Source organism: Amycolatopsis samaneae (assembly GCF_039541975.1).
In the GTDB taxonomy this organism is placed as follows: Bacteria; Actinomycetota; Actinomycetes; order Mycobacteriales; family Pseudonocardiaceae; genus Amycolatopsis; species Amycolatopsis samaneae.
Genome location: NZ_BAABHG010000009.1, coordinates 318,229 through 341,622, shown reverse-complemented (window position 1 = coordinate 341,622; position 23,394 = coordinate 318,229). Strand labels below are relative to the sequence as shown.

Genomic DNA, 23,394 nt, shown 5'->3' with positions numbered 1-23,394 from the left:
GTCGCGTAGCCTTGCGGGATGGAGCTGGTGTATCCGCCCGTGATCGCGGCGGCGAGGTTGATGTTCCGGGTGCTGGACAACCGCATCCGGGTCGAGGGCGCGGAGCACATCCCGGCCCGCGGCGGCGCGGTCATCGCGTGCACGCACGTGAGCTACCTCGACTTCATCTACTGCGGTCTCGGCGCCCAGCCCGCGAAGCGGCTGGTGCGGTTCATGGCGAAGAAACAGATCTTCGAGAACCGGATCGCCGGACCACTGATGCGCGGCATGAAGCACATCTCGGTCGATCGCTCGGCGGGACAGGCCTCCTACGCCGAGGCCGTCGAGCGGCTGAAGGCGGGTGAGGTCGTCGGCGTGTTCCCGGAGGCCACGATCAGCCGGTCGTTCACGGTCAAGGAGATCAAGTCCGGCGCGGTGCGGATGGCCGCCGAGGCCGGGGTGCCGGTGGTGCCGATGGCGCTGTGGGGCACCCAGCGGCTGTGGACCAAGGGCAGGCCGAAGAACCTGACCCAGCGGCACGTGCCGATCTCGATCATCGCCGGAGAACCGCTGCGGCCCGGCGCGGGCGAGGATCCCGAGGTGCTGTCCAAGGACCTGCGCGTGCGCATGGGGGAGCTGCTGGACCGCGCCCAGGCCGGTTACCCGGACGAACCCGCCTCCGACGACGAGCGCTGGTGGCTTCCCGCCCATCTCGGTGGTACCGCCCCGAGCCCGCAGGAAGCCGCCGAACTGGACCGGAAGCCCTGAAGCCGATTCGTCCTTTGTGGACTTCAGTGCCGTGAAGGGGTCCTTGAGGATGTTGGGCGCTGTGAAGGACCCCTTCAGGACATGAGATGAGCCTCGGCAGCCCCGCCACCTAGGGCAAACGTCCTCAGCGAATCCACCTGTCCACAGGGACACCTCACTGTGGACAACTCGGGCCGTCACGCCACGTTCGCCGGGGTTTCGTCGTACCCCGGCGATAGACTGTCGAGGGGACGCCCCCCAGGGAGTGGTGGGGGATGCCTGGAGGTTGGCGCGGGGCCGAATCCGCGCGTTGTGTCCGATATGGACAGTGAGGGTGGCGGGTTCGTCGCGGTCGTGACGGCGTGGCGGCGCGGGAATCCGGCGGTGGCCCGGCGCGGGCGTCAGAACCAGCGTTCGAGGATCTGGGCGACGCCGTCTTCGCTCGCGGGGCCGGTGATCTCGTCGGCGACCTTCGTCACGGCGCGGTGGCCGTTCGCCATCGCCACCCCGTGTCCCGCCCAGGTGAGCATCTCCACGTCGTTCGGCATGTCCCCGAAGGCGACGATCCGTTCGCGGGGTACCGAGAGCCGTTCGGCCACCTCGGCGAGTCCGGTCGCCTTGGTGATCCCGTGCGCGGCGATCTCGATCAGCCCGCCGGAGGAGGAGTAGGTGACGTCGACCGCGCCGTCGAGCAGCTCCCGCGCCGCGAACGCCATCTCGTCGGACTCCATCCCGCGTTTGCTGATCAGCAGCTTGATCGCCGGGTGACCCAGCACCTCCGCGCGCGGTGCGAAGCGGCCTTCGCCGTCGCCCCACGGGTTGTGGTACTCGGGTTCGATCACGAAGTTGTGCATGTCGGAGTCGCCGAGCGGCCCGAGGACGACCCGCTCGGCGGCGAGCCGGCAACCGGGCAGCGCGTGGTCCAGCGTCGCCGCGACGTCGTGCAGCAGCTCCGGCGCCAGCAGGCCGTGCACCGCGACGACCTCGTGCCGGCCAATGTCGTGGAGCACTGCCCCGTTCGCGCACACCGCGTACCCGGTCAGGCCCAGCGGCCCGGCGATCGGCGGGATCCAGCGGGGCGGGCGGCCGCTGGCCAGCACGAAGGGCACCCCGTCTTCGAGCACCCGGCGCACGACGCCGATCGTGCGTTCACTCGGCACCTCGGCGGGGCCGAGCAGGGTTCCGTCGACATCGGACGCGATCAACAGGGGCTTCTCCACTCCTTCATTGTCCCCGAAACCCCCGCGAGATCATCCGGTTTACGTGATCGACGACATCGCCGCCCGCCGGAAGGAAGGTCACCCTCACTGCTACCTTCCAGGCGTGCGAGTAGGCATCGTGATCCTTCCGGAAGATCGTTGGTGGGCCGCCGAGCCGAAGTGGCGCGCCGCCGAGGAGTACGGCTTCGACCATGCGTGGACGTACGACCATCTCGGCTGGCGCAACCTGGTCGACGGGCCCTGGTTCTCCGCCGTCCCGACACTGACCGCGGCGGCGACGGTCACCTCGCGGATCAAGCTGGGCACGTGCGTCGCCTCGCCGGTCGCCCGGCACCCGGTGCCCTTCGCCCGCGAGCTCATCACGCTCGACGACGTCTCCGACGGCCGGTTCATCCTCGGCGTCGGCGCGGGCGTCGACCACACCCGTTACGACGGTGCCGTGCTCGACGGCCCCGAACTGACCGCCCGCCAGCGCGCCGACCGCTTCACCGAGTTCGTCGAGGCCCTCGACGGACTGCTGATGACCGACAAGTTCGACTACACCGGCGAGTACTACCGCGCCAGGGGCGCCCGCAACCTGCCGGGCACGGTCCAGCGCCCCCGGCTGCCGTTCGTCGTCGCCGCCAACGGACCGCGCACGATGACCCTCGCCGCCCGCTTCGGCGCGGGCTGGATCACCACCGGCAAGGGCGGGGACACCCTCGACGCCTGGTGGAAGGGCATCGCTGAGCTGTCCGCGCGCTTCGACGAGCGAGCCGCCGCGGTGGGCCGCGACGTCGCGACGGTGGAACGGCATCTGAGCCTGGACGCCGCCCCGGTGTTCTCGCTGTCCAGCGTCGAGGCGTTCCGCGACGCCGCCGGACGCGCCGCCGAGCTGGGCTTCACCGACATCATCGCGCACTGGCCGCGTTCCGGTGAGCCCTACCAGGGCCGTGAACTCGTGCTCGAAAAGGTCGCGAGCGACGTCCTCCCCGGCCTCCAGGCCCAGTAGCACCGGGACGGCCTTACGGCGAACGGGTGACAGCGGTCGCTCTCGGAAACCGATTACCCCCGCCGATCGTCGAAAAGGTAGGGCGTACGGGGGACCGCCCGTCAGCCACCCGGGGGTGTTCGGGGAACAGGGTCCTCGTGGCGCGGCAGGGGCGGCCGCGCCACGAGGACCCTTACCTCACGATCGTGTAGATCGCCGCGCCGCGATTGGCATAGTCGCGGCGCAGGAAGTCCAGCCCGTCCAGGTCCCGCAGCCCCGGCGCGGGCAGCCCGCCGACCACGATCGATCCGCTGCCGGTCAGCACGTGGTGGACGTTGAGCCGCCGCACCGCGGCCCGCACCTCGGGGTCGGTGTCGTACTCGCGGAAGTGCAGCGCGAGGTAGGCCGCGTCCTTCGGCGGCACTCCGGCGTCGTAGTGCGCGGCCACCGGGTGAACCCCGGCGATCGCGTACATCCACGCCGTGCCGTCCAGCCGGTCGTTGAGCACCTTCTCGTCCGCCGGGATGCCCATCCGGCCCAGCTCGGCCATCGCGGCCAGCTCGTCGGTGTTGACCGGCGGCACGACCTCGCCGGGCAGCCCGTTGTAGTAGAGCAGCGACACCGTCTTCGCGTTCGCCGCGGTGGAGAAACCGCCGGTCAGCACCCCGAACAGGGCGACGATCACCGCCGCGCAGGCAGGCCCGGCCCAGGCCCGTGGCCGCGTGGACCGGGAGACGAGCTTCGCGAGCCAGCGTTGGAGCTGGGCCATCCCGTGCGCCGCGAACAGGCACAGCGGGATCGCGGCGAGGGCCATCAGCCGGTACCGGTCGTTCCACCACGGCCGCGACAGCGTGATCACCAGGTCGGTGTCGCCGAAGCACGCCACCAGCACGAACAGCACGCTCAGCGCGACCCCGGACAGCAGCAGCCAGCGCATCCGGCCCAGCGCGCGGAAGCTCAGCACCCCCACCGCGAGCAGCGCGGCGAGGACCAGTTGCGGTTCGGGCAGCACCTGGTGGAACGTGGCGAGCAGGCCCAGCGCCTTGTACACCGGCAGGTGCGAGCCCCACGGGTGATACGGGTAGGAACCCGACGTGAACCCGATCGCCCCGAAGACCATCGGCGCCGCCAGCACGACCGCGACCACCAGCACCGGCAGCATCCGCAGCAGGTCGCCGCCGAGCACTCGCCCGAAGCCCCTGCCCTCGGCGACGCCGTCGGCGCGCCTGCCGCGCAGCACGCGGTACCAGCGCTGCAGGGCCAGCGGGAAGGCGAGCAGGATCGCGCCGAACAGCGCGCTGGAGTGCTCGGCCAGCAGCCCGACCGCGCTCAGCGCCAGTACCGCGCCACCGCCGATGTCCGGGCGCACGAGGTACCGCTGGAGCGCGACCACCGCGAGCGGCGTCAGCACGATGCCCAGCGCGAACGGCAGCAGCCCGCTCGACACCTGTTCGTAGGCCCCGGTCGTCGCCGTCCCGGCGAGCAGCGCGGCGCAGCCCGCGAGCACCGCGCGCCCGCCGAGCTGGCGGACCAGCGCGACCAGCGCCAGCGCGAACAGGCCCGCGGTCGGCATGATCATCGCGTTCATCGTGATCGGGACGGTCGTGCCCGACAGCTGGTAGACCAGCGCGCCGACCAGGTGATAGCCGTTCGGGTAGAAGCTCCCGTCCGGGTACCAGTTGAGCTTGCCCATCCCGGTGAGCGAACCGTCGCCGGTGTCGGCGATGTAGCGGATACCGTTCCCGTGGTACACGGTGTCCCAGCGCTGGAACACCGGGAACGTGCCGCTCTTGGCGGTCACCACCGCGGCGATCGACAGCCCCAGCGCGAGGAGCACGCAGGCCACGACGGCGAGGTGTGCGCGGCGTGTCCAGGTCGTCACCGGTTCCGCCGTCCCCGGCGCGGACCACCCGCGGGCCGCGGCGAGCCTGCGCAGCCCGAACACGACACCCGCGAGCAGCAGCGTGCAGCCGGCGACGCTGAGCGCGTTGTACGGGACGTGGACCTTGGCCAGCCACGGACCGGCCAGCCCGGTCACCGTGTAGCTCAGCAGCGGCGCGAGCCCGGCCAGTGCCCAGCCCCGCAGTCCCGCCGCCAGCCCGATGAGGCCGCCGGGGAGCGCCAGCACGCCGACGTAGGTGGCGAGAGCGCCGAAATAGCTCCAGAAGTCGTCGGGTGTGGGCACTGCTTCCCTGTTGGATCGAGGTGAAATACGACGGTCGGTGCGGGTAGCGGTGAGCGACTGCGTACCCTGGGCGCCCGTGAGCGCGCACACGAACCCCGCCAACAGTACTGAAGACGATTTCGCAGGTTACGACCTCATCGTCGTCGGGTCCGGTTTCTTCGGTCTGACCGTGGCCGAACGGGCCGCCGCCGAGCTGGGCAAGAAGGTCCTCATCCTCGAGCGGCGCAGCCACCTCGGCGGCAACGCCTACTCCGAGGCGGACCCGGAGACCGGCATCGAGGTGCACAAGTACGGAGCGCACCTGTTCCACACCTCGAACAAGCGGGTCTGGGAGTACGTGAACCGGTTCACCGAGTTCACCGGTTACCAGCACCGGGTCTTCGGCAAGCACAACGGGCAGGTCTACCCGCTGCCGATGAACCTCGGCATGATCAACCAGTTCTTCGGCAAGTCGCACACGCCGGACGAGGCGCGCGAGCTGATCGCCAAGCAGGCCTCGGAGTTCGAGACCGAGAACGCGCAGAACCTCGAAGAAAAGGCGATCTCGCTGATCGGACGTCCCCTCTACGAGGCGTTCATCCGGGACTACACCGCGAAGCAGTGGGAGAACGACCCCAAGAACCTCGGCGCCAACATCATCACGCGCCTGCCGGTCCGCTACACGTTCGACAACCGGTACTTCAATGACACCTACGAGGGCCTGCCCGTCAACGGGTACACCGCGTGGCTGGAGAAGATGGCCGAGCACGAGAACATCGAGATCCGGCTGAACGTCGACTACTTCGACGTGCGCGAGCACATCCCCGCGGGCACCCCGACCGTCTACACCGGGCCGCTGGACCGCTACTTCGGCTACTCGGCGGGCCGGTTCACCTGGCGCACCGTCGACTTCGAGTCCGAGGTCGCGGAGACCGGCGACTACCAGGGCACCTCGGTCGTCAACTACAACGACGGGGACGTCCCCTACACCCGCATCATCGAGTTCCGCCACTTCCACCCGGAGCGGGACTACCCGAAGGACAAGACGATCATCTTCCGTGAGTTCTCCCGCTTCGCCGGTGAGAACGACGAGCCGTACTACCCGATCAACACCCCGGAGAACCGCGAGAAGCTCGAGGCCTACCGCGAGCTGGCGAAGACCGAGGCGCGGGAGCGGAACGTGCTCTTCGGCGGACGGCTGGGTACCTACAAGTACCTCGACATGCACATGGCGATCGGGTCGGCGCTCTCGGCGTTCGACAACAAGATCGCGCCGCACCTGACCGACGGCGCGCCGCTCGACGGGTCCCTCGATGCTTGAGAAGGGCACCCCGACGGGCGAGGTGGCCGTCCTCGCGAAGGCGCAGAGCTTTCTGAAGAGTGACATCTCGGTGAAAGCCGCGCGCGGCCTTTCCCACTTCGGCGAGCACAGCGCCGGATGGTTCGCGATTGGCCTGATCGGCGCCGCGGTCGACAAGAAGCGACGTAAGGACTGGCTGGTCGCGGCGGGTGGCGTGGTGGGCGCGCATGCCGCGTCGATCGCGGTGAAACGCGTGGTCAGGCGGCCGCGGCCGGACGACCCGAGCGTCGAGGTTCTGGTCGGTACGCCGAGCAAGCTGAGCTTCCCGTCTTCGCACGCGACGTCCACCACGGCGGCGGCGGTGCTCTACTCCGGATTGACCGGGCGTAACCTGGTGCCCGCCTTGGTACCGCCGATGCTGGCTTCCCGGCTCGTGCTCGGCGTGCACTACCCGACCGACGTCCTGGCCGGAGCGGCCCTGGGAGGCCTGGTCGGTGGTCTAATTCGACGAAAGCTGAAGAAGCGATCATGAGCGAAACGACCGAGCGAATAGAAGACAGCGGTGACGTGCCCGCCGCCGAGTCCGGGAGCTCCACCGAGGAGACCCCGGCCCCGGCTGCACCCGCCACCGCGGCCAAGGGGCCCTTGGGGCTGGTCGGCGGGATCGTCAAGACGGCCCGGCCGAAGCAGTGGGTGAAGAACGTCCTCGTCTTCGCGGCGCCGTTCTTCGCCTTCTCCAAGTCGACCGACCGGGCCGGGCTGCTCTTCGCCGCCGCGATCGCCTTCGTGGCGTTCTCGCTGGTGGCTTCCTCGGTCTATCTCATCAACGACGCGATCGACGTCGAGGCCGACCGCGCGCACCCGACCAAGCGCAACCGGCCCATCGCGGCGGGCATCGTGCCCGTCCCGGTGGCCTTCGCGTCGGCCGCGGTGTTCTTCCTGGTCGGCCTCGGCATCTCGTTCGTGGCGAGCTGGCAGCTCGCCGTCGTGCTGGCGGTGTACGAGGCCGTCCAGCTCGCCTACTGCTTCGGGCTCAAGCACCAGCCGGTGATCGACCTCGCCATCGTCAGCTCGGGCTTCCTGATGCGCACGATCGCCGGTGGTGTCGCGGCCGCGGTCCCGATGTCGCAGTGGTTCCTGCTGGTCACCGCGTTCGGCTCGCTGTTCATGGTGGCGGGCAAGCGGTACGCGGAGGTCATGCTCTTCGAGCGCACCGGCGCGAAGATCCGCTCCTCGCTGAAGAAGTACTCGGCGAGCTACCTGCGGTTCGTCTGGGCGACCTCCGCGGCGATCCTGATCATGTCCTACTGCCTGTGGGCGTTCGAGATCCGCCAGCACGAGCACAACTCGGTGTGGGCGGTCGTCTCGATGGTCCCGTTCGTGGTCGCGGTGCTGCGCTACGCGGTCGACGTCGACAGCGGGAACGGGGGCGAGCCCGAGGAGATCGTGCTGCGTGACCGCATCCTCCAGGTGCTCGGCGGGGTACTGGTCATCACCCTGTTCCTGTCCTTCTACCTGTAGGTAATCAACAGCTCCTGTACAGCGTTCACACAGGAAGCGGGCTCACCCTCGATGGTGGGCCCGGGGCGAAACGCCGGGTCCGGTGAACTCAGGGAGCTCGTGATGACCAACCCCGCCGACCCGCAGCGCGAACCCACGCCGGGTGCCGTACCACCGCCCGCGGGTGCCGATCACCCCACGGCGGACCAGCCCACCGTCGAACAGCCGCCGGCGGCCGCCGGACGGGTGTCCCCGCCCGCCGCACAGCCCGCGGCCGGACAGCCGGTCGCCGACGCGGCCTCCGAGCAGGCATCGCCCAGCTCGCCACCGCCACCAGCGGCCGGTGCGACGCCGCCGCCACCGCCTGGCGTCTGGGGCGCTCCGGCCGCGACACCGGGACCTCGGCAGCCCGGAGGGTTCCGGCGGTTCGCCGGGCACCGCGCGACCCAGCTGGTCGCGGTCGGGGTGCTCGGTCTGGTGGTCGGGGGCGGGGTCGTCGGCATCATCGCCGCCTCGACCCACCACAACGGACCGCGCCCCGGCGTCGCCCGCATGCATCACCCGCGTGACGGTGGCGGTTTCCGCGGCCACGGCAACCCCGCCCCCGGCCAGAACGGTCCGGGCCAGCCCGGCCGCGGCGGCACCGAAACCCCAGGCCAAGGCGGCTGACTCCGCTGGTCCGTGAATGCCACCTTGAGGGACTCAGAGTCCCTCAATGTGGCATTCACGGACTTTGGTGCCGCGGTGTCGAGCGACCACGGGGATTAAGAAGCCGACAGGTCACGAGAAGATCACGATCATTGTGTACGGTGTCCCGTGATGGACACCACCACCGCCGCGACGCCCAGGTTCCTCCTGTCGACGTCCGTCGTGGCGAGAGCGCGTCCCTGGCTGCTGCCCGCCGGGGCCGCGGCGGCGTCCACGGCGGTCTTCTCGCTGGTCAGCGGCCATCTCATCGACGACAGCTACGTCACGCTGTCGTACGCGAAGAACCTCGCCTTCCACGGTCACTGGGGCCTGGTCGAGCAGGGCACCGCCAACACCGCGACCTCGCCGCTGAACGTACTGGCCCTCGCGACGGTGACCTTCCTGGCGCGAGACGCGGTCCTCGCCGCCGGGATCGTCTTCGTGCTGAGCCAGGTCGTGCTGGTGCTCGGGTTGCGGCGCGCCGCGGCCGGCGCGGGGGTCGCGCCCGCGCTCGCGCCGCTCGCGTTCGCGATGCTGCTGGTGAACCCGCTGCTGCTGTCCTCGGTGGGGCTGGAGGTCGCGCTCGGCGCCGCCGGGGCGAGCTGGCTGGTGGTGTTCGCCGTCGAACGCCGTCCGGTCGCGCTCGGGTTCGTCGCGGGCCTGCTGGTGCTCGTCCGGATCGACCTGCTGCTCGTCGCGCTCGTCGTGTTCCTGGCCCGCCGCCGGTTCTGGGCCGGTGTCTGGCGTACCGCGCTCACCCTGCTCGCGGTCACCGTGCCGTGGTTCGCGTTCAGCTGGAGCGTCCTCGGCTCCGCGGTGCCGGACACGCTGGTCATCAAGATCGCCCAGCCGCCGTGGGGAGAGTTCAGCTTCGTCAACGGCCCGCTGCTCTACTTTCGTAGTTTTCCCGCCGCCGCAACGCTTTCCTTCCTGCCGCTGCTGCTCGGTGGCGTCGCGGGTCTACTGTGGACGGTCAAGGTGCGGGCCGGGTCGGCGCGGGCCCGCGCACTGGCGCCGTTCGCCGCGCTGGCCGTCGCGGGCGTGGTGCACTACCTCGCCTACTCCTGGCTCGGGGTGCCGCCGTATCACTGGTACTACGCGCCGAGCATCGTCGGCGCGACGATCTTCCTCGCCGCCGTCCTGTGCGAAGCACCGCAGCGGTCCCGTGCCTGGGCGGCGATCGGCGCCGGTGCGCTCGTGCTGGCCGGCGCCGCCGTGTACGCGCTGCCCGGGCTGCCGCGCCGGTTCGCGCCGATCACCAGCAACCACGCGGCGTCGGCGGAATACCGGAAGATCGGGCAACAGCTCGGCGCGCTGGCCAAGGGGCGGAAGGTCGAGAGCGCCGGTGAGGCGGGCGCGCTGGCCTACGCCTGTGACTGCCAGCTCGTGGACCAGTACTCCGACCGCGGCGCCGTCGACCCGGCGATCGCGGCGACGAAGAGTCGCAGTGGCGATCTGGCGCGCGCGTTGCTGGAGGCCAACTTCCACAACTTCGACCACAGCGTCGCCCCCGCGACCCCCGACCTCGTGCTCGCCACGACCCGCCGCGCGGCGCCGCCGGGCGCGCTGGCGAGCTGGACGATCGACTCGCCGTGGGTGGGCACGCAACGGCTGTACCTGGCGCCCGCGAACGCGTCCCGGTGACCGTTTTCGTTGGTACCTTTGAAGGGGGTGCGACGGACACTCCCGGAATTGACCCAGGGGGTTGGGCCAATGGAGGCCGTCCGGAGATACTTTCGCAACGAGCGCCGGGCATTCGCCAGCATCATCCTGCTCCTCCGCCGCCGCAAGGACGTGCCCGCCGACGGCGTGGCCCTGCCGTATTCGGGACCGCGTACGCCGATGCTCATCGTGTTCGCCGTGGTTTCGCTCGTCGAGACCGGCCTGCTGTTCCTGATCGACCTCGGGATCGTGACCGACCTCGTCCTGCTGGTGCTCGGCCTCTACTCGGTGCTGTTCGTCTTCGGCGTCTTCGCCGCGTCGGTGACCCGTCCGCACGTCGTCTCGCCGCGAGAGGTGTGGATACGGGCGGGCGCCTTCTACGACGTGCGCGTCCCGCTCGCCGACGTGCTTACCCTGCGACGGCACAAGCAGACCCATCCGCCCACCGTGCGGCCCTTCACCGGCGACGAGCTGATCATGCACGAGGACTACGACACCAACCTGGTGCTCGAACTCCGCGAGCCGGTCACCGTGACGCGCCCGCTCGGCGGCACCGAATCGGTGCGGGTGATCCGGTACTACGCCGAGGATCCCGACGTCGCCGTGCGTGCCTTCGACGGGTTCACGCCGCGACAGGCTGCTTGAGCCCGAGCTCCGCCGAGGCGAGCCGGCTCCGGGTGTACCTGAGGCCGCCGACGATCGCGGCGACGGTGACGAGCGTGTCGAGGACCGGCACGGAGTCCACCGGCAGGGTGTAGGCCATCGCGACGACGACGCAGCCGAGCGCCAGGTTGCCCACGCCCCACCACAGCGTGACGACGCGCCACAGCCGCCGGACCTCGGCGTCCTCGGCCCACCGCCGTTCCATCGGTTCGGTGCGGCCGGGCGCCATCGTCCGCGCGGCGTGGTAGATGAACGGCCGCTGCCCGACGGCGAGGCTGACGAGCATCCAGCCGCCCACCAGCAGCCCGAACCAGGCGCTGCGGATCAGCAGCAACCGGGGATCGCCGGAGATCAGTGACACCGCCACGTTGACCACGAGCATCGCGAGCACGAACGTGCCCAGCGGGTCGATCCGGCGCTCCCGCAGCGCCACCCAGCCGACGCGCAGTGCCGGGGGCAGCCCGCCGAGCAGCAGCGCCCAGAGCGCGTCGACCCCGAACGCGCGGAGCCCGTAGAACACCGCCATCGGCACGATGAGGTCTCGGACCAGGGGCAGGAAGCGGGAAGTGTTCGTCATGCCCACCAGGGTGTCCCCGGGAGGGGGACCGGCACATCGACGCGCGGGTTGGTCCGCGCGCCCCTCGGGTGGATCCCCGCGTCAACCCGGGGATTGAGCCCGTCCGGGCTCAGCGTTGCCGGGCGCGGGCGACCTTCAGCGGCGCGAGGACGTCACGCAGGAACACCGCCGAGCCGTCCGCGAAACCGAACCGGAGCACCGGGCGTGGCGGGAAGCTGCGTCCCGGGTGGAGCGCGTCCAGCCCGGTCACGGCCCGGGTGTCGAACTCCTCGCCCGTGGTGAACGGCCCGCTCGCGCCGCCCTCGGCCAGCAGCTTGGCCGGATAGACGACCGCGAGCCGCTGGTTCGTCCAGGTCAGCCGCGCTTCCCCGGCCCCGGCCGCGAAGTGGTCGGCCAGCAGCACGGCGAGCTGTCCCCGCTCCCGCGCGACGGCCCAGTACCCCAGCGCGGGATCGTCGGTCCAGTCCTCCTCCGGCACCGCACCGGGCACCGGCCAGCGCGGCGGCGCGCCGCTCACCTTCGGTGTCTCGCGTGCCGCGGTGTACGGGACGTGGAGTTCGGCGCCGAGCCGTAGCCCGACGTGGCCGTACAGCGGCGGGCAGCCCAGCCGCAGCACTTCGCCCGGCCGCAGCCAGCACTGCGTGAGCTCGCGCTCGACGATCTTGTCGACCTCGGTGGCGGTCCGGACCGCGAGGTCCATCAGCCCGCCCCGTTCGTCCGCGCGAGCAGCCAGGAGAACATCGCGGGATCCTCGACGTCGAAAAGGAAGTCGAGGCCCGAACCGTCCACAAGGGACATGCGGAGGCACGGCCTGCCGCGTAGCTTCCCGCCGTGCCGCGCCGTCGCGACCCCGGCGACACGGGCCGCGGGCAGCTCCGCGGCCACCGTCATCTCGTGCCGGGGCACCGGCTCGCCCTCCCGGTTGTCGCCGTAGGTCTTCGTCCGGTCGGTGATGATCCCGGCGATGTCCTTGCCCGCCTTGGCCAGCCCCTTGCCGAACCCGACCGCCTTCGCCACGAACGACTTCTCCGCCGGGGGTGCCGGCTCCGGCTCGGGCGGCACGAACCGGTGCAGCACCACGAGCCGGGACGAGGTCAGCGCCCAGAGCCGTCCCGCCGGACCGGCGGGGGTCAGCTCGCGCAGGAACGTGTGCGCCAGCACGCCTTCCCGCTCGCCGAACGCCACGACCTGCGGGGGCGGCGGCCGGTCGGGACCACTGTCGTCCCCGCCGCCGAGCATCGCGTCGACGGCGTCGCCCGCGAATCCCGCGACGCCAGAGCCGAGCTTGCGCAGCGCACTCCGCTCCGGCCGTCCCAGCGGCGTCAGGCCACGGATGTGGTAGTTCACCACCCGGCCGTAGGCGGCCCAGAGCAGCCGTTCACCGGGGTGCAGCGACGCCGCGGCCTGGGTGGCCGGGCCGAGCGGATCCGCGAGATTCATCCAGCCACCACCAACGCCCTCTTGACGGCACTCGGGACCGGCTCCGGGCGAACCCGGTCAGATCGGCAGCTTGCGGAAGATCGGACGCGGCACGTGCCGCAGCACCGACATCACCCAGCGGAACGGCGGCGGGGACCACACGAGGTCCTTGCCCGCGCGGGCGGCGGCGACGGAGAGCTCGGCGACCTGCTCGGCGGTCCGCGTCAGCGGGGCGTCCTTGAGCCCGTCGGTCATCTTGGTCCGCACCTGACCCGAGCGGACGACGGTCACCTTGACGCCGTGCGGCGCGAGCGCCTCGCCGAGGCCGAGGTAGAAGCCGTCGAACCCGGCCTTGGTCGAGCCGTAGACGAAGTTCGACCGCCGGACGCGCTCGCCTGCCACCGAGGACAGCGCGATCACCGTCCCGTGCCCCTGCGCCTTGAGCTTCTCCGAGAGCGCGACGCCGACCGAAACCGCGGCGGTGTAGTTCACCGTCGCCGCCTCGACGGCCTTCGCGTGGTCCTGCCAGAGCTCCTCGGCGTCCCCGAGCAGCCCGAAGGCAACGACCGCGACGTCGATGTCCCCGGCCTCGAACGCCTTGTCCAGCACCGCCGGATGGGTGGCCGTGGCCGTCGCGTCGAAGTCCACAGTGGACACCTCGGCGCCCTTGTCCTTCAGGCGCTGCGCCGCGGCCTCCAGCCGGGGCGAGGGCCGCGCGGCCAGCACGACCCGCAGCGGGCGCTCGGCGAGGTACTTCTCCGCGATCGCCAGCGCGATGTCGGACGTGCCGCCGAGCAGCAGCAGGGACTGGGGATTGCCAACCGCGTCGATCACAGTTCGAGCCTCCGGCTCATGTCAGAGGCGAAAACGCCTTCGGGGTCGATGGAAGCGCGGACCTTGCGCCATTCGTCCAGCCGCGGGTACATCTTCGCGAAGGTCTCGGGCGAGGTCCGCGAGTCCTTGGCCGTGTACAACCGCCCGCCGGCGGCCAGCACCATTTCGTCCAGCTCGGTGCACAGCGCGCTCAGCCCGGACTTGATCGGGAAGTCGAGGCAGACCATCCAGCCGGTGTCGGGGAACGACAGCGGCGCCCGGTTGCCCGCGCCCATCTGCTTGAAGACGTTGAGCGCCGAGTAGTGCCCGGAGTGCGCGACCTTCTCCACGATCCGGCGGAGATCCTCGTTCGCGCCGATCGGGGTGCTGAACTGGTACTGGAGGAAGCCCTTGCTGCCGTAGCCGCGGTTCCACTCCCCGACCAGGTCGAGCATGTGATAGAAGGCGGTGATGTTCTGGATCGCGCCCCGGCCCCGCTTCGGGGTCGACCGGTAGTAGAACTCGCCGATCGCGCTCAGCGAGAGCTTGTTCATCAGGCCGTTCGGGAACACGTCCGGCACCGTGAGCAGCTGCGGCGCGGAGAACTTCAGCGGCTCGGCCCGCAGCTTCGGCGGCAGGTCGTCGAGCTTGGCGAGCGAGCCGCGGGCGAAGGCGCCCCGGCCGAGCTTGCGGCCCTTGTTGATCGTGTCGAACCAGACCGACGAGTAGGTGTAGTCGTCGTCGGAGCCGTCGCTGATGAGGGCGAGGGTGCCGTCGAGGTCGTCGGTGCGATCGTTGTCGACGACGAAGTAGGCCGATTCGGTCCTGGTCATCCGGATCGTGGCGCGCACGATGATGCCGGTGAGCCCGATCCCGGCCACGGTCGCCCAGAACAGCTCCGACTCGGGGCCCTCCGGGGTCAGCGTGCGGACCCGCCCGTCCGCGGTGACCAGGTCCATCGAGACGACGTGGTTGCCGAAGCTGCCCGCGCTGTGGTGGTTCTTGCCGTGGATGTCGTTGGCGATCGCGCCGCCGATGGTGACCTGGCGGGTGCCGGGCAGCACCGGGACCCACAGGCCGTACGGCAGCGCCTCGCGCATCAGCTGGTCGAGGCTGACCCCGGCGTCGGCGACGACGAGCCCGCTGTCCGGATCGATCGAGTGGATCCGGTTCAGCGCGGTCATGTCGACCACGAGGCCGCCCGCGTTCTGCGCCGGGTCGCCGTAGGAGCGGCCGAGCCCGCGCGCGATGACACCGCGTTCGCCCGCCCGCGTCACGGCGCGCGCGATAACCTCGACATCGGGAGTGCTCAGCACGTCGGCGATGGTCGGTGACGTCCTCGCCCAGCCGGTGAGCGTCTTCCGCTGTGTCTCGGGTGCTTGGGTCACCCGACCAGGGTAGCCACGCCGAACGCCGCCCGGAACGTGACCCTGAAGAGGCCGCTTCTACACTTTGCGCATCAAGGCACAAGCGCCCAGGTGGTTGAAAGCCGACCGCGAATCGAAGCCGACGAGGTAACAGCAGTGGTGGCGACAGATCCGCAAGCCGACGCGACGGCAGTGCCGCCGTCGAGCCCGGGGCTGCTCGGGCAGCTCATCCGCTTCGCCCTCATCGGGGGATTCTGCGCCCTCGTCGACCTGGGGACCTACTCGCTGCTGCGCGCGCTCGGGATGGACGCGACACCGTGGGTGGACATCGCGCGCGCGATCAGCTTCGTCGTGGGCACGACCACGGCGTTCTTCCTGAACCGGCGGTTCACCTTCGCCGGGGGCAGGCGGGGCGGCGGTGCCCAGGTCGGCGGGTTCGTGCTGCTCTACGCTGTGACGTTCTTCGTCGCGGTCGGGATGAACCGGTGGATGCTGCACCTGCTGCCCGAGTCGGCGTGGAAGGCCACATTAGGTTGGGTGATCTCGCAGGCAACCGCCACGGTGATCAATTTCGTCATGCTCAAGTGGGTCGTTTTCCGTGAACACCCGGTAAAGGAGAACTGAGGATTCTTATGCCCGGTAAAGCAGTAGCCACCGGACAGGCCCCGAGCGTCGACGTGAAGGTGGCTGGAGAGACCACGTTCACCGAGCACACTCCGCAGGGCAGGCTGACCGCGCAGCGAGGTCTGTACGCGGGTCCGGCACCGATCGTGAGCAAGGACCTGTACGCGGAGCTGGAGTGGGGCTCGGCGGTGCGGGATCGCACCGGCGCGACGGTCGAGCCGTCGTCCAGGCTGACGGGGAACACGTACTTCGGCCGGTTCCCGGCCAGTTACTGGCAGCGGTGGACCACGGTGTCCGAGGTCTCGGTCGAGGCGGTCGTCACCGGGGACGGCCAGCTGACGGTCGGCGCCTCCGACGTCGAGGGCGAGCCGCGGGTCGTGGCCGCGGAGCTCGTGTCCGGCGCGAAGCAGCGGCTGGTCACCCTGACCACGAAGCTGGACAAGTTCTACGACGGCGGCGCGCTGTGGCTGGACGTGGAGACCGAGGGCGGGCAGACGCTGCGGATCGAGCGGGTCCGCTGGACGGTCGAGGCGCCGGAGAAGATCCGGCCGACCGCCGTGACGATCTGCACGATGAACCGCGCGGACGACTGCCTGAAGAACCTGCAGGCGCTGGCCGCGGACGTGTCGTCGCTGGAGACGCTGGACGCGATCTACGTCGCCGACCAGGGCACCGACCTGGTCGAGTCCCGTGACGGCTTCGAGCAGGTCGCGAAGGACCTCGGCCAGAAGCTGCACTACATCAAGCAGCCGAACCTCGGCGGCGCGGGCGGGTTCACGCGCGGGCTGTACGAGGTGGCCGGGCACACCGCCACCGAGCACGCGAACGTGCTGTTCATGGACGACGACGTGCTGCTGGAGCCGGATCTGGTGATCCGGATGACCGCCTTCTCGAACCGGCAGGCGAACCCGATCATCGTCGGTGGGCAGATGCTCAACCTGCTGCACCCGAACCAGCTGCACGTGGGCGCGGAGTACGCGAACCTCAACGCGCTGGAGCCGGGCAAGCCGGTCGAGCACTCGCTGGAGACCGCGGACCTGCTCGGGATCGACGAGGACACGCTGAAGCCGAACCGGCAGGACCGGCGGCTCGACGCGGGCTACAACGGCTGGTGGTCGTGCCTGATCCCGTACGAGGTGGTCAAGGCGATCGGGTACCCGATGCCGTTCTTCTTCCAGTGGGACGACGCGGAGTACTCCTACCGGGCGCGGGCGGCGGGCTTCCCGACCGTGACGCTGCCGGGCGCTGGCGTGTGGCACGCGGACTTCCACTGGAAGGACTGGGACGAGTGGCACCGGTACTTCAACCTGCGCAACTCGATCATCACCGCGGCGCTGCACTCGCCGTTCAACCTGAACCTGCTCTCGCGGGTGCTGGTGGCGCAGATCATCCGGTACCTGCTCGGGATGCAGTACGGGCTGACCGCGACGCTGCTCAAGGCGGTCGAGGACTTCCTGGAGGGCCCGGAGATCCTGCGTGACGGCGGGGTCGCGGCGATGCAGGAGATCCGCCGGATCCGGGACGCCTACCCGGAGACCAAGCGGCACAAGGCCACCGACGTCCCCGGCATCGCCTCCAACGACATCGGCATCATCAACGCCGCGCCCCGGCCGAGCATGCAGCGGCTGGTGCTGGTCAAGCGGATCCTCGACCGGGCGCTCGGCCGCACCCGGTTCTCCCTCGGCGCGATCCCGAACGACGAGGCCCACTGGTGGCACATCGCGCAGTTCGACACCGCCGTGGTGACGGACGCGAACCAGGAGGGCGTGCGGGTCCGGTCCTACGACAAGGCGAAGATGCTCGAACTCGCCCGTCGCAGCGCCAAGGTCATCAACCGCCTTCGCAAGGAGGGCGCCGCCGTCCAGGAGCAGTACAAGCGCGCCATGCCCGAGCTGACCGCGCGGGAGAACTGGACCAGGCTCTACGGGCTCTGAGCCACCGCTTCACCACGCACGAAGGCCATCGCCGGATCCCCGGGGATGGCCTTCGGCGTGTCCGGGAACCCGGCCCGCGCGGCGAACTACGCGTGCAGCCCGAAGACGGTCGATTTGCGGTTGAGGTCGTCGAGATAGGCGGCGGCGACGTGCGCGAAGTTGATCGCGACCGTCGAGCCGTCCTTGGTCCGGACGGTGCTCACCGAGCCCGTCTTGACCAGGTCGGTGAGACTTTCCTGGAGCTGACCGGTCTCTTCACCGTCGAGCGCGAACAGCAGCGGTTCGCCGCCGGTGGCCAGGTGCAGCACGAGCGCGGGTTTGGGGTCTGCCATGGGTCCATGGCACCAGCGCCCGATCATCCCGGCAAGCCGGTTCGCGCAGAGCTGAGCGGTCCCGGCGTCCGGCTGCGGAGCCGATCGCCCGTGGTCTACGGTTTCCCGGAGAGCCGGACAGATTCGCAGGGGGCAGAAGGCGATGCCGCATTCGTTCTCGTTGTCGCTGGCAGCGGTGGACATCCTGACCGAGCTGCACAAACTCGGGCGGGCGCCCGTCCCGTTCCAGGTGCCGCACGTCGGGACGACGATCGAGGAGCGGGCGACGATCCGCGACGCGGTGCTGCGCGATCTCGACGGCCGCGGCATGCTCCGGCGGGGCAGGCTCGACGCCGACATCGAGCTGGCGCTGGCCACCTTCGTCCGCAGCGACCTCGCCATCACCGCCGCCGCCCAGCTCGACGACCGCCAGCTGTTCGCGAGGGTCGCCTCGAACGGGCGCTTCGCGGTGCTGGTCCGCCAGGACGAGAACCTGCTCGTGTTCGAGGAGACCAGGCCGACCGGGATCGTGCCCGCGATCGTCGACCTGCTGCCGCTGACCCCGGCCGCGCCGGGCCAGTCGGTGACCATCGCCCGCCCCGCGCCGCAGCCGCAGACCCCGCGTCGCCAGGACGATGGTTACGATCCGTTCGCCGGGGTGAACGCTCCGCGATCGCAGGGTGCCAGTTCGCAGTTGCGCATGGTCGAGCGGATCTTCGAGAAGCCGAAGCAGCGCATCGGCCAGTTCACCGCCTACGTCCGGGGCGGCGACGGCAAGGAGAGCGGGCTGTCCACACTGGCCTGGTTCGACACCGAGGCCGGTCGCTACCTGATGACCAGCAACGACGCCGCCGACGGGCAGCGGTGGCTCACCTACGCGCCGGCCGACAACGCGCGGATCGCCCAGCAGCTCTACTCCCAGCTCGACGGCCGGTTCTGAGCCGGGGAACCGATCCCGCGGCGGCCGCGTCGTACCTTCCGGCGCCAGGGCCGGTGACCAGGTGAATCGGGGCGAAAGCCCGTTGCGCAGCGTGCCCGGCTAGTAGACTGCGGGGCGCAGACGCACAGGCGAGGATGTGGGGCGGCGATGAGTTTCCAGGCTGACGGCGGCGGCACGGGGGGCGGCAAGAGCCTCTTCGATCAGATCAACCCGTTCAGCTCCGGCGGCATGAGCATCGGCGCCATCCAGGGGGTCACCTCCGAGACCCAGAAGCTCGTCGACGCGGCCAAGAGCGGTGGGTTCAAGATCAGCGCGGAAGGCGTCGAGCCGCTGCGCAAGGCCCTCACCGACATGGCCACCAAGCTGGACGGGATGAGCAGGGCGCAGCTCGACCTCGAGCAGGCACCGCAGCTGGGTGGGCACGCGTACGGCAAGACCGTTTCGGCCCATGACCAGAAGACCGCGGCCGAAGGCGCCAACTCGGCGAAGGCGGTGCTGGAGCAGCTCAGCCAGACCCTCCGGCAGGCCGACGAGGCGCTCGCGAGGGCGGCCGGACAGTACAAAGAGACTGAGCAGCAGGCCGCCGATCTCGTGAAGAAACAGGGCTGAGGGAATGTCGAAACTGTCCTTGCGTTCCGTCGTTCCGCTGGTCGCGGGCGTCTTCCTGCTGGCGGGATGCTCTGATTCCCAGCAGGGCACCGCGCTGCCGGGTCCCGGGGCGCCCTCGTCCGGCGCGTCCGCGAGCGGTACCTCCGCACCCGCACCCGGCGGGGGCGGGACCGCTTCCCTCGATCCCTGCGCACTCATCGGCACCGCCGATCTCGCGCAGTACGGCAAGTTCACCGGGCCGACGAAGTCCGACCTCGGCAGCGGCGCGCGTGGCTGCGGTTTCCTCCGGGAACGCGCCAGCGCGAGCGACGAGCGGCTGACCGTCAGCGTGAACGTGCGGGACCAGCAGAGCATCGACACGGTCAACGACAGCGGTGGCGGGAAGATCAACGGGCACCAGGGCGACCGGAAGGCGGTCCAGGCGCCGTCGCCGCCGAACGGATGCACGCTGGCACTCGCCGTCGGCACCACCTCGCGGGTGGACGTCGCGATCGTGTCCACGGATCCGACCAAGGCCTGCGACATCGCCTCGAAGGTCGCCGACATCGTCGAACCGAAGCTACCCAAGGCGTAGGGGGATCAGATGACATCGAAGACGCGCGATCTGTCCCAGCGCGAAGTCGCCGAGCTGTCCCCGGCGCAGCGCGACGACTACTTCCAGAAGAAGGCCGCCGAGGGCGTCGACAAGGACAACTGGCTGTTCGGGGCCATCCAGGGCTGGATCGCCTCGGGGCAGGCGGCGCAGCAGTCGACCAAGGTCGGCGACGACAACGTCAAGAACCTCACCTCCGGCCGGGACGTCGAATACGTCCAGGGCCTGCAACCGTCCAATGCGGACTACCTGGGCCAGAAGCACGAGCAGCTCAAGGACTACCTCGACAAGGACCTCGACGTCTCGCAGGTTTCGAACCTCTCGAACGCGTACTTCGACATCCACAAGGCGTTCGAAGAGTTCTCGACGACGATCAACGACGCGGTCACCAAGTCGAAGGGCACCTGGGAGGGCAACGCGGCGTCGAACGCGCAGGGCTACTTCGCCAGCCTGGGTAAATGGGCCGACGCCAACTCGCAGAACGCGAAACTGGCGTCAGAGACCATCTACGACCAGAGCACCGCCGCGGCCAGCGCCAAGAACAGCATGCCCAAGCCGATCCCCTTCAACTGGGGCGACGAGTTCAAGTCGTGGTTCACCTCGAACCCGCTCGATCTGGGCGACAACATCGACAAGTCGATCCAGAAGCAGAAGGACAGCGACAAGGCGCACGAGGAAGCCGCGCGCGTCATGTCGGGCTACGACAAGCAGCTCTACACCGCCGCGTCGAAGCAGCCGGTGTTCGCCGAGCCCCCGAAGTTCAGCGTCGGCGGCGGGGGTGACGACAAGACGGGGCCGTCGGGCAAGGAGCACGACAAGGGCAACGGGAACGGCGGCGTCAACCTCCCTGGCGGCAACGGTTTCAGCGGGAACACCGGCGGTGGCCCCGGTGGGGGCGGCTCGTCGATCCCCGGCGGCGGCGGATTCCACGTCCCCGGTGGTGGTTCGTCGATCCCCAGCACGCCCGGCTCGATCACCGGCTCGGGTCACCTGCCGGTGGGCAGCACCACCCCGTCCGGCTTCACGCCACCGAACACCTCGATGCCGATATCGAACAACCCCAACACCTCGATGCCCATGGGCGGGCCGATGCCGATGGGCATGGGACCGATGGGTGGCATGGGCGGCGGCGAATCCGACTACAACAGCAAGGTCGGCCGCGGTGGCGGCTTCGGTCCCGGTGGGAGTTCCGGGTCGACGCCCGGTGCCGGCGCGAGTTCGGGCGCCGCGCGGCCGGGCGGCATCGGTGCCGCCGAGACCGCGGCGGGCCGCGGTATGGGTGGTCTCGGTTCCGGCGCGGGTGGCCGCGGTGGCATGGGATCCGGCGGTATGGGCGGTGCCCGCGGCCAGCGTGGTGAGGGTGACGAGGACACCGAGCACCAGCGGCCGACCTACCTCGTCGAGGGGGACCCGGACGAGGTCTTCGGCACCGACATGCGGACCGCGCCCCCGGTCATCGGCGAATAGCGTTCCCGCACGAGGCCGCCCCGTCCCTTACCGGACCGGGCGGTCTCGTCGTCCCCATGACCGGGAGTCCGGCGAAGGCCGCTACCGCCTCGCGTTTCGAATGACCACAGTGGACAGACGACGGTCAGTAGCGGAAGAACTTCTCCTGCCGCCCCTGGCGGACCAGCTTCAGCCACTGCAGGAACGCCTTCGGATCCCGCTTCACGCCGACGAAGTAGAGACCGAAACGGATCACTTCGAGCGCGCCGATCTTGCGCATGCCCGGCTGGGAAAGCAGGTAACCCCGGTTGCGGTAGGTGTAGTAGCGCTTGACCTCGTTCTCCGGGTCCTGCGCGTGGAACTTCCCGCCGAGCATCGGCTTGAACTCGTCCGAGCCGTCCGGGTGCAGGTAGGTCGCCTTGAGCGAGGTGCCGAACGGCAGCCCGGACCGCGCCAGCCGCCGGTGCAGCTCGACCTCGTCGCCGCGGAAGAACAGCCGCAGATCCGGCACGCCCACGACGTCCAAAGTGGACGCGCGGAACAGGGCGCCGTTCATCAGCGAGGCGATGCCGGGCAGGAAGTCCGTGCCGAGCTCGGCCGAGGACCGTTTCCAGGTGAGACCGCGGCGCAGCGGGAAGGCGAGCTTCGCCGGCGCGTCGATGTTCGCCACCACCGGGGAAATCTCGGCGAGACCGCGTTTCTCGGCCTCGTCCAGCAGTGTCGCGAGCACGTGTTCGTCGGCGGGGCGGCCGTCGTCGTCGGCCAGCCAGATCCACTCCGCGCCGAGCGACAGCGCGTGCAGCATGCCGAGCGCGAACCCGCCGGCGCCGCCGAGGTTCCGGTGCGAGGGCAGGTACGTGCAGGGCAGCGGGTACCCCTCGACGATGTCGCGCGCGGACTGGTCCGGCCCGTTGTCGACCACCACAAGGTGATCGACCGCGCGGGTCTGGGCGGCGATGACCTTGAGCGAGTCCGCGAGCAGTTCGCGCCGGTGCCGCGTGACCACCACGCCGACGACGGCGCCCTCGGGCAGCTGCCGGGTCTCGCTGGCCATCTACTCTCCGCCGTTCGTCGTCGTCACCGGCTCGATGCCGAAGCGCTCCAGGGTTTCCTGGCTCATGTTCTCGAAGGGATCGCGGCCCTTGTACCCGGTGAGGACGTCTCGCAGCGAACCGCGTTGCTTGATGTGGCCTTCGTCCATCCAGAGCGCGGAGTCGCACAGCTCGAACAGGAACTCGTCCGAGTGACTGGCGAACACCAGGATGCCGGAACGCTTGACCAGGTCCTTGAGCCGGTCGCGGGCCTTGTTGAGGAACGCCGCGTCGACCGCGCCGATGCCCTCGTCCAGGATCAGGATCTCCGGGTCGATCGAGGTCACCACGCCCAGCGCCAGCCGCACCCGCATACCCGTCGAGTACGTGCGCAGCGGCATCTTCAGGTAGTCGCCGAGCTCGGTGAACTCGGCGATGTCGTCGACCCGCTTCTCCATCTCCTTGGCGGTCATGCCGAGGAACAGACCGCGGATGATGATGTTCTCCTCGCCGGAGATCTCCGGGTCCATCCCGATGCCGAGGTCGAAGACGGGCGCGATCTTGCCGACGATCCGCGCCGAACCGCGAGTTGGCTCGTAGATCCCGGCGAGCAGCCGCAGCAGCGTCGACTTCCCGGCGCCGTTGTGCCCGACCAGGCCGACCCGGTCGCCTTCCCGCAGGGTCAGGCTCACGTCGTGCAGGGCCTCGATGATCGGGACCTTGGTGTCGGTGCCGATCCTGCCGCCGACCTTGCCGAGGACCTTCTTCTTCATCGACCGCGTCTTGGCGTCGAAGATCGGGAAATCCACGAACGCGTTGTGGACGTCAATGCTGACCAT

The 23,394-nt window shown here is 69.9% G+C and carries 24 protein-coding genes; 14 read left to right on the top strand and 10 right to left on the bottom strand.

Going from position 1 to position 23,394, the window contains the following annotated elements:
• Window positions 1-18 precede the first annotated feature (18 nt).
• Entirely contained in the window at window positions 19-747 is a 729-nt protein-coding gene (locus ABD987_RS25265; protein ID WP_345398485.1) for a lysophospholipid acyltransferase family protein, read from the top strand.
• 380 nt (window positions 748-1,127) lie between these two features.
• Here the strand turns inward: ABD987_RS25265 and ABD987_RS25260 are convergent, their stop codons facing one another.
• Window positions 1,128-1,931, bottom strand: coding sequence for an HAD family hydrolase (locus tag ABD987_RS25260; protein WP_345398835.1), 804 nt, complete (start codon window positions 1,929-1,931; stop codon window positions 1,128-1,130).
• 118 nt (window positions 1,932-2,049) lie between these two features.
• Between ABD987_RS25260 and ABD987_RS25255 the strand changes: the two genes are divergently transcribed.
• Window positions 2,050-2,937 (top strand): LLM class flavin-dependent oxidoreductase, encoded by an 888-nt coding sequence (locus tag ABD987_RS25255; protein WP_345398482.1) that lies wholly within the window; start codon window positions 2,050-2,052, stop codon window positions 2,935-2,937.
• Window positions 2,938-3,109: 172 nt separating this feature from the next.
• On the opposite strand, the gene ABD987_RS25250 is transcribed toward ABD987_RS25255, so the two are convergent.
• Window positions 3,110-5,101 (bottom strand): DUF6541 family protein, encoded by a 1,992-nt coding sequence (locus tag ABD987_RS25250; protein ID WP_345398479.1) that lies wholly within the window; start codon window positions 5,099-5,101, stop codon window positions 3,110-3,112.
• Window positions 5,102-5,177: 76 nt separating this feature from the next.
• Between ABD987_RS25250 and glf the strand changes: the two genes are divergently transcribed.
• From glf to ABD987_RS25220, 6 genes are all read left to right on the top strand, one after another.
• Window positions 5,178-6,401, top strand: coding sequence for a UDP-galactopyranose mutase (gene glf, locus ABD987_RS25245; RefSeq protein WP_345398476.1), 1,224 nt, complete (start codon window positions 5,178-5,180; stop codon window positions 6,399-6,401).
• Window positions 6,394-6,912, top strand: coding sequence for a phosphatase PAP2 family protein (locus tag ABD987_RS25240; RefSeq protein WP_345398473.1), 519 nt, complete (start codon window positions 6,394-6,396; stop codon window positions 6,910-6,912). The genes glf and ABD987_RS25240 overlap by 8 nt, the downstream gene beginning before the upstream one ends.
• Window positions 6,909-7,901 carry a decaprenyl-phosphate phosphoribosyltransferase gene (locus ABD987_RS25235; RefSeq protein WP_345398470.1) on the top strand — a complete coding sequence of 331 codons (993 nt, stop codon included), beginning with the start codon at window positions 6,909-6,911 and terminating at the stop codon, window positions 7,899-7,901. The genes ABD987_RS25240 and ABD987_RS25235 overlap by 4 nt, the downstream gene beginning before the upstream one ends.
• A gap of 102 nt (window positions 7,902-8,003) precedes the next feature.
• Window positions 8,004-8,549, top strand: a complete 546-nt coding sequence (locus tag ABD987_RS25230; protein ID WP_345398467.1) for a hypothetical protein — start codon at window positions 8,004-8,006, stop codon at window positions 8,547-8,549.
• A gap of 150 nt (window positions 8,550-8,699) precedes the next feature.
• Entirely contained in the window at window positions 8,700-10,211 is a 1,512-nt protein-coding gene (locus ABD987_RS25225; RefSeq protein ID WP_345398464.1) for a hypothetical protein, read from the top strand.
• A gap of 69 nt (window positions 10,212-10,280) precedes the next feature.
• A complete protein-coding gene (locus tag ABD987_RS25220; RefSeq protein ID WP_345398461.1) occupies window positions 10,281-10,874 on the top strand; it encodes a hypothetical protein in 594 nt (197 codons plus the stop codon).
• Here the strand turns inward: ABD987_RS25220 and ABD987_RS25215 are convergent.
• From ABD987_RS25215 to dprE1, 5 genes are all read right to left on the bottom strand, one after another.
• Window positions 10,852-11,469 carry a VC0807 family protein gene (locus ABD987_RS25215; RefSeq protein WP_345398458.1) on the bottom strand — a complete coding sequence of 206 codons (618 nt, stop codon included), beginning with the start codon at window positions 11,467-11,469 and terminating at the stop codon, window positions 10,852-10,854. The two genes, ABD987_RS25220 and ABD987_RS25215, sit on opposite strands and share 23 nt — an antisense overlap.
• A gap of 109 nt (window positions 11,470-11,578) precedes the next feature.
• Window positions 11,579-12,169, bottom strand: coding sequence for a hypothetical protein (locus ABD987_RS25210; RefSeq protein WP_345398455.1), 591 nt, complete (start codon window positions 12,167-12,169; stop codon window positions 11,579-11,581).
• Window positions 12,169-12,909, bottom strand: coding sequence for a hypothetical protein (locus ABD987_RS25205; protein ID WP_345398452.1), 741 nt, complete (start codon window positions 12,907-12,909; stop codon window positions 12,169-12,171). Before ABD987_RS25205 ends, ABD987_RS25210 begins: the two co-directional genes overlap by 1 nt.
• 57 nt (window positions 12,910-12,966) lie before the next feature.
• Window positions 12,967-13,722, bottom strand: coding sequence for a decaprenylphospho-beta-D-erythro-pentofuranosid-2-ulose 2-reductase (dprE2, locus tag ABD987_RS25200; protein WP_345398449.1), 756 nt, complete (start codon window positions 13,720-13,722; stop codon window positions 12,967-12,969).
• A complete protein-coding gene (gene dprE1, locus ABD987_RS25195; RefSeq protein WP_345398447.1) occupies window positions 13,719-15,089 on the bottom strand; it encodes a decaprenylphosphoryl-beta-D-ribose oxidase in 1,371 nt (456 codons plus the stop codon). The genes dprE2 and dprE1 overlap by 4 nt, the downstream gene beginning before the upstream one ends.
• Before the next feature lie 135 nt (window positions 15,090-15,224).
• Between dprE1 and ABD987_RS25190 the strand changes: the two genes are divergently transcribed.
• Complete coding sequence (locus ABD987_RS25190) at window positions 15,225-15,692, top strand: GtrA family protein (RefSeq protein WP_345398444.1); 468 nt, start codon at window positions 15,225-15,227, stop codon at window positions 15,690-15,692.
• Window positions 15,693-15,700: 8 nt separating this feature from the next.
• Window positions 15,701-17,626: a glycosyltransferase gene (locus ABD987_RS25185; RefSeq protein ID WP_345398441.1), complete on the top strand. Its 1,926-nt coding sequence runs from the start codon at window positions 15,701-15,703 to the stop codon at window positions 17,624-17,626.
• 86 nt (window positions 17,627-17,712) lie between these two features.
• Here the strand turns inward: ABD987_RS25185 and ABD987_RS25180 are convergent, their stop codons facing one another.
• A complete protein-coding gene (locus ABD987_RS25180) occupies window positions 17,713-17,958 on the bottom strand; it encodes a hypothetical protein (protein WP_345398438.1) in 246 nt (81 codons plus the stop codon).
• Window positions 17,959-18,100: 142 nt separating this feature from the next.
• Here ABD987_RS25180 and ABD987_RS25175 point away from each other — a divergent pair, with 142 nt between their 5' ends.
• From ABD987_RS25175 to ABD987_RS25160, 4 genes are all read left to right on the top strand, one after another.
• Complete coding sequence (locus ABD987_RS25175; protein ID WP_345398435.1) at window positions 18,101-18,877, top strand: ESX secretion-associated protein EspG; 777 nt, start codon at window positions 18,101-18,103, stop codon at window positions 18,875-18,877.
• A 147-nt stretch (window positions 18,878-19,024) separates the two neighbouring features.
• Entirely contained in the window at window positions 19,025-19,486 is a 462-nt protein-coding gene (locus ABD987_RS25170; protein WP_345398432.1) for a hypothetical protein, read from the top strand.
• A gap of 4 nt (window positions 19,487-19,490) precedes the next feature.
• Window positions 19,491-20,060 carry a DUF3558 domain-containing protein gene (locus tag ABD987_RS25165; protein WP_345398429.1) on the top strand — a complete coding sequence of 190 codons (570 nt, stop codon included), beginning with the start codon at window positions 19,491-19,493 and terminating at the stop codon, window positions 20,058-20,060.
• A 9-nt stretch (window positions 20,061-20,069) separates the two neighbouring features.
• Entirely contained in the window at window positions 20,070-21,545 is a 1,476-nt protein-coding gene (locus ABD987_RS25160; protein WP_345398426.1) for a hypothetical protein, read from the top strand.
• Window positions 21,546-21,669: 124 nt separating this feature from the next.
• Here ABD987_RS25160 and glfT1 read toward each other — a convergent pair whose 3' ends face one another.
• Both glfT1 and wzt read right to left on the bottom strand, forming a co-directional pair.
• Window positions 21,670-22,578 carry a galactofuranosyltransferase GlfT1 gene (gene glfT1, locus ABD987_RS25155; protein ID WP_345398423.1) on the bottom strand — a complete coding sequence of 303 codons (909 nt, stop codon included), beginning with the start codon at window positions 22,576-22,578 and terminating at the stop codon, window positions 21,670-21,672.
• A complete protein-coding gene (gene wzt / locus ABD987_RS25150) occupies window positions 22,579-23,394 on the bottom strand; it encodes a galactan export ABC transporter ATP-binding subunit Wzt/RfbE (protein WP_345398420.1) in 816 nt (271 codons plus the stop codon). It lies immediately after the preceding gene.

Excerpts from the sequence above, each read along its gene's own strand:
- ABD987_RS25240 (WP_345398473.1), top strand. The coding sequence starts at position 6,394 with ATGCTTGAGAAGGGCACCCCGACGGGCGAGGTGGCCGTCCTCGCGAAG.
- ABD987_RS25265 (WP_345398485.1), top strand. The coding sequence starts at position 19 with ATGGAGCTGGTGTATCCGCCCGTGATCGCGGCGGCGAGGTTGATGTTC.
- ABD987_RS25175 (WP_345398435.1), top strand. The coding sequence starts at position 18,101 with ATGCCGCATTCGTTCTCGTTGTCGCTGGCAGCGGTGGACATCCTGACC.
- ABD987_RS25205 (WP_345398452.1), bottom strand. The coding sequence starts at position 12,909 with ATGAATCTCGCGGATCCGCTCGGCCCGGCCACCCAGGCCGCGGCGTCG.
- ABD987_RS25165 (WP_345398429.1), top strand. The coding sequence starts at position 19,491 with ATGTCGAAACTGTCCTTGCGTTCCGTCGTTCCGCTGGTCGCGGGCGTC.
- ABD987_RS25185 (WP_345398441.1), top strand. The coding sequence starts at position 15,701 with ATGCCCGGTAAAGCAGTAGCCACCGGACAGGCCCCGAGCGTCGACGTG.
- ABD987_RS25230 (WP_345398467.1), top strand. The coding sequence starts at position 8,004 with ATGACCAACCCCGCCGACCCGCAGCGCGAACCCACGCCGGGTGCCGTA.
- ABD987_RS25210 (WP_345398455.1), bottom strand. The coding sequence starts at position 12,169 with ATGGACCTCGCGGTCCGGACCGCCACCGAGGTCGACAAGATCGTCGAG.
- ABD987_RS25220 (WP_345398461.1), top strand. The coding sequence starts at position 10,281 with ATGGAGGCCGTCCGGAGATACTTTCGCAACGAGCGCCGGGCATTCGCC.
- ABD987_RS25225 (WP_345398464.1), top strand. The coding sequence starts at position 8,700 with ATGGACACCACCACCGCCGCGACGCCCAGGTTCCTCCTGTCGACGTCC.
- wzt (WP_345398420.1), bottom strand. The coding sequence starts at position 23,394 with ATGGTCAGCATTGACGTCCACAACGCGTTCGTGGATTTCCCGATCTTC.
- ABD987_RS25180 (WP_345398438.1), bottom strand. The coding sequence starts at position 17,958 with ATGGCAGACCCCAAACCCGCGCTCGTGCTGCACCTGGCCACCGGCGGC.
- ABD987_RS25160 (WP_345398426.1), top strand. The coding sequence starts at position 20,070 with ATGACATCGAAGACGCGCGATCTGTCCCAGCGCGAAGTCGCCGAGCTG.
- ABD987_RS25235 (WP_345398470.1), top strand. The coding sequence starts at position 6,909 with ATGAGCGAAACGACCGAGCGAATAGAAGACAGCGGTGACGTGCCCGCC.
- ABD987_RS25170 (WP_345398432.1), top strand. The coding sequence starts at position 19,025 with ATGAGTTTCCAGGCTGACGGCGGCGGCACGGGGGGCGGCAAGAGCCTC.
- glfT1 (WP_345398423.1), bottom strand. The coding sequence starts at position 22,578 with ATGGCCAGCGAGACCCGGCAGCTGCCCGAGGGCGCCGTCGTCGGCGTG.
- ABD987_RS25215 (WP_345398458.1), bottom strand. The coding sequence starts at position 11,469 with ATGACGAACACTTCCCGCTTCCTGCCCCTGGTCCGAGACCTCATCGTG.